The organism is Actinomyces acetigenes (assembly GCF_031296635.1).
Lineage (GTDB): Bacteria > Actinomycetota > Actinomycetes > Actinomycetales > Actinomycetaceae > Actinomyces > Actinomyces acetigenes.
In genome coordinates this window covers 1-4,464 of sequence record NZ_JASPFC010000069.1, presented here as the reverse complement: position 1 = coordinate 4,464, position 4,464 = coordinate 1, and the positions used below count along the sequence as shown (strand labels likewise).

The 4,464-nt window shown below is 68.7% G+C and carries 4 protein-coding genes and 1 pseudogene; 3 read left to right on the top strand and 2 right to left on the bottom strand.

Annotated features, from left to right (window positions below; genetic code table 11):
- From RIV14_RS13365 to hemQ, 3 genes and pseudogenes are all read left to right on the top strand, one after another.
- Positions 1-296, top strand: a pseudogene (locus RIV14_RS13365) (glutamyl-tRNA reductase); the annotation flags it as partial.
- Positions 289-1,749 (top strand): ferrochelatase, encoded by a 1,461-nt coding sequence (locus RIV14_RS13360; RefSeq protein WP_075373651.1) that lies wholly within the window; start codon positions 289-291, stop codon positions 1,747-1,749. The pseudogene RIV14_RS13365 and the gene RIV14_RS13360, both read left to right, overlap by 8 nt.
- A gap of 39 nt (positions 1,750-1,788) precedes the next feature.
- A complete protein-coding gene (hemQ, locus tag RIV14_RS13355) occupies positions 1,789-2,598 on the top strand; it encodes a hydrogen peroxide-dependent heme synthase (RefSeq protein ID WP_075373652.1) in 810 nt (269 codons plus the stop codon).
- Positions 2,599-2,751: 153 nt separating this feature from the next.
- On the opposite strand, the gene RIV14_RS13350 is transcribed toward hemQ, so the two are convergent.
- Together RIV14_RS13350 and RIV14_RS13345 are read right to left on the bottom strand one after the other, a co-directional pair.
- A complete protein-coding gene (locus RIV14_RS13350) occupies positions 2,752-3,096 on the bottom strand; it encodes a hypothetical protein (RefSeq protein WP_143224269.1) in 345 nt (114 codons plus the stop codon).
- Positions 3,097-3,466: 370 nt separating this feature from the next.
- Positions 3,467-4,369, bottom strand: coding sequence for a hypothetical protein (locus tag RIV14_RS13345; protein WP_256699394.1), 903 nt, complete (start codon positions 4,367-4,369; stop codon positions 3,467-3,469).
- Between the last annotated feature and the right edge of the window lie 95 nt (positions 4,370-4,464).

The following is a 4,464-nucleotide window of genomic DNA, read 5'->3' as shown; positions in this document are numbered from 1 at the left end:
ACGGGCGCGCCGGAACCGGCGTGAACGGGGTCAACAGCGCCGACGCCGCCGCGGGGGCCTACCCCCATCGTCACCTCCCCGCCGAGCCCGGCTTCGATGCCGCCGGCCAGATCGACGGCGAGCCCATGGTGCCCCTGGCGCAGGCCGAGCGGGCCCTGCACCACCTGGCCGCCCGCCTCCTCCACCAGCCCACCGTCATGGCCCGCCGCGCCGGCCAGGAGGGCCGCGAGGGGGCCTACCGTCAGGCTCTCGAGCTCGTCTGGGGCCTGAAGAGCGCAGGAGAGAACCATGACTGACGCCGCCGCGTCCGTGCCCGGAACCACCCAGAAGGCTCCCGCACGCCTGGACGCCCGCCCGGCTGCCCGTCCGGACACCCTCCCGGCCGCCGACCTCGCCGGAGCTGCGGCCAGCCTCCCGGCCGCCGACCCGCTGGCCCCCTACGACGCCGTCCTCCTGCTGTCCTACGGCGGGCCCCGCCGCCCCGAGGACGTCCTGCCCTTCATGCGTAACGCCACCGCCGGCCGCGGCGTGCCCGACTCTCGCCTCCTGGAGGTCTCCGGCCACTACCAGGGCTTCGGCGGCGCCTCCCCGATCAACGCGCGCAACGCCGAGCTGCGCGACGCCCTCCAGGCCCGCCTGGCCGAGCGCGGCTCGACGCTGCCGATCGTCGTCGGCAACCGCAACTGGCACCCCTTCGTCAGCCAGGCCCTGCGCGAGCTGGCCGACGCCGGGGCCCGCCGCGTCCTGGCCCTGCCCACCGCGGCCTTCGGCTCCTACTCCGGGTGTCGCCAGTACCGCGAGGACCTGGCCGGCGCCGTCGCCCTGCTCGCCGACGGCACGGACGGCTCCACCGGTGAGGGATTCGAGGCCGACGCCGCCGCCCGGGTCGGCGGGGACGGGGGCGGCCCCGTGGAGCTCACCGTGGACAAGACGCGCCCCTACTACAACACCCCCGGCCTGCTGCAGGCCAACATTGACGCCATCGTCGAGGCCTACGGGGCGCTGGCCGAGCAGGGAGTGGCGGCTACGGAGGTGCGCCTCGTGCTCGTCACCCACTCCATCCCCCTGGGCATGGAGGCCGGCTCCGCCCCGGGGGAGGGCCCCGAGAGCACTCACGGCACCTCCGACGTCGACGGCCCGACCGAGACCGGGCGGCGGGAGCCGGGTGTGGCCGCCGACCTGTCCACGGAGGTCTCCTACGTCGCCCAGCATGAGGCGCTGGCCGCCGTCCTCGTGTCCGAGGTCGCCCGCCGCCTCGGCCTGGAGACGGTCGAGGCCGACCTCGTCTACTGCTCGCGCTCCGGCCCGCCGCAGGCCCGCTGGCTCGAACCGGATGTCAACGACCACCTTGAGGCCCTGGCCGCCGGGCACCTGACCGACGGTAGCCCCACGGGCAGGCCCGGGGGCGTCGTCGTGGCTCCCTTCGGCTTCATCTCCGACCACATGGAGGTCGTCTTCGACCTCGACACCGAGGCCGCCCAGACCGCCCGCGACCTGGGGATGCCGTATGTGCGCGCCGCCACCGTCGGCACCCACCCGGCCTTCGTCGACTCCCTCGTCGACATCCTCGTCGAGCGGGCCGCCACCGCCCGCGGCGAGGACGTCCGACCCGACTCGACCACCGGCGTCGGCCCCTTCCACACGGTGTGCCCGGACTCGTGCTGCCGGCCCGGGACCCGCCACCCCGGCCGGCCCAACCGGCCCAGCCAGCACAGTCACCACGGGACCGACGGCGCCGGCCTCCGATAGCCCTAAGCCCAGCAGCTCCGATAAGAACCAGGAGAGGAAATGAGCACCGACACCCGCAGCCAGCACGGCCACCCCGGCGGTCACCCCGGTGAGGGGGGCCTGCACCGCTTCGAGGACGAGGAGCGTCGCCCCCACCGCGACCCGCGCGACGCCACCGATGTCGACCTGGAGGCCATCAACAACCAGTACCACTACACCCTTTACTCCGTCTTCCGCCTGACCCGACCGCTGCCCGCCTCCCAGCCCGAGCGCGAGCACCTCCTGGGGGAGAGCGCCAACTTCGTCGAGGCCGGTGGCGTGACGACGCGCGGCTGGTATGACATCGGGGGTCTGCGCGCCGACGCGGACCTGCTCGTGTGGTGGCTCGACGACGACCCCGAGGTCCTGCAGGACGCCTACCACCGCCTGCGCGGCAGTGCGCTGGGCCGCTACCTGGAGCCGGTGTGGTCCTGCATGGGGCTGCACACGCCCGCCGAGTTCAACCCTCGCCACGTGCCGGCCTGCCTGGCCGGGGTGGCGCCGCGCGACTGGGTCATGGTCTACCCCTTCGTGCGCTCCTACGAGTGGTACCTGCTCGACCCCGAGGAACGCTCGCGCATGATGGCTCAGCACGGGCGTCACGGCTTCTCCAAGTACCCCGACGTCAAGGGCTCGACGCTGTCCACTTTCGGCCTGAGCGACTATGAGTGGATTCTCGGTTTCGAGGCCGACAGTCTTGACCGACTTGAGGGGGTCTTGCACCACCAGCGCTATACGGAGGCGCGTATGCACGTGCGCGTGGACACGCCCTTCTACACCGGGCGCCGCGTCAGCCCGCAGGAGTGGGCCCAGCGCCAGCCCTGGGCCTGAGCGGTCCGGGAACCATTCACGCGTTGGGGGACAGGAGTCTCGTCCCCCAACGCGCAGGACGTCCCCGAACGTGTGAGATGTCCCCGTTTGCGAGGGGTGGCGACGAGGTATCTGCCGGCGCTGCTGGTGGAGGTCGAAGCAGGGGGCGGCTACCTATGTGGTGCAAGCCAGTGAGGAAATCGAGTTCGCCATATTAATCAGGTTGCTTTCGACTGGGGTTCCAAGGACGTAGCCGCGGATGGTGATCGAGATGAACTGCCCTTGCCCGCACTGGTAAACAAGCTCTGCGTCAGCAGATTCCGTGGATACTACGAGTCCGCTACCTTGGGGGGCTGACTGTAGAACAACTGGTTTCGCCCCGTTCTTCTCGGTCGCGATCTTGTCTGAAGGGATGTTGTCGCTATCCGTATGACCGTAGACTATCCTGAGAATGTTTTCATTTGAGTTCATAATGGTGCAGATTGTGTAGTTCTGGAGATGCACTGAATCGTAGGTCAAGTCATCTCCGTAGGAACCCAACAACGCCTGTACGCTTCGACCGGGGATGCCAGAGCACGTTTGAGCGGAACCGCTCGGAATGACGCTGGGAACCGTGAGGTCAGGCATCTTCTTGCGAGTATGGTCGTCGCGACTCCTTAGTAGGTGCCAAGAGACTCCTATCAGCACCAGAAGGGTCACCGTCAATAGGGCGGCAAGTATGGCGCGGGCGGGCGACTGACGCTGCGTTCGAAGTGTATTGTCGGAAGACCCGGAGTGGGGATCACGTCCGTTCACTTGATGTTGTCCACCTGTTATGGGATGTGTGTTTCCTGGAAAGTCTATTGGTTGATAGCTCTCGCTCGACTGTCTTTCGGTGCCCGTGGCCGTCTCAGTTCTGGCGGGGGCTGGTGTGGTTGGTGTGGTTGGTGGTGAGGGTCTGGACCTCGGCGACGGGGAGGTTGATGGTGCTGGTGGTGGTGAGTCCTGGCAGGGTGCCGTTGGCGCCGTCGCTGCCGGTGTAGGTCACGCTGTAGGCCACGGATACCGTCAGTGGTGTGGTGCCGCCCAGGTGGGCTGAGCTGCGGTTGAAGGAGATGGTGCAGGGGCTGGAGCCCTCGGGCATGCCGGAGTGCCAGGCGACTCCGAAGCCTTGGCAGGAGGCCTTCCCGTCGGGGGCCGACAGCTGTAGCCCTGCTGACGATGCTGTCACTGTGGCCGTGGTCGGGCCGGCGGTGGCGGTGGCGGTCACGGTCTTGGGCGTGGAGCCGGTGGCCCACACCCAGGTGTCCATGCCCACCAGGGTCGCGCCCTGGGAGCCGACCTTGGGGTTGGTCTCCACTGTCGGGGTCGGCAGCTTGATCGCGTTCCACGCGGCCCGGGCCAGAGTGGCCCCGTCCACCGGGACTCGTGGCGGCTGCTGGCCGGCCGGTACGAACACCGACGTGGGATTGTTGTTCACCTCGAAGAAGTTGTACATGATCCAGCCGAAGCTCTCACTGTCGGGAGCCCGTTCCTTCTTGCAGTTAGCGAAGTACCAGTTACCGTCCTCCTGGCCGTGCTTCTTCCAGTCAGGATAGTCCCTGGCCCCGACGTAGTCAGCACGCTTCTTCATTGCTGGGTCGCCCTGTGCCTCCTTGTACCGATTCTCCATGCCTTCCGCCACGGCGTACCCTGGGATGGGACTGTCGTAGAAGCACACCGGCAGGACCGTGGTGGTGGCCTGCGTGGACCACGACTCACTACCGCCACCATCACCGCCCCCGCCCCCAGGAGCCGCCGATTCTGACGTCACCGAGATCTGCACCTCATACCCCGCACCCTCAGACCCCGACACCGACGGCGTCACACCGCCACCGCGGCCGTCGCCAGTTTCATACGCGGTTGCCG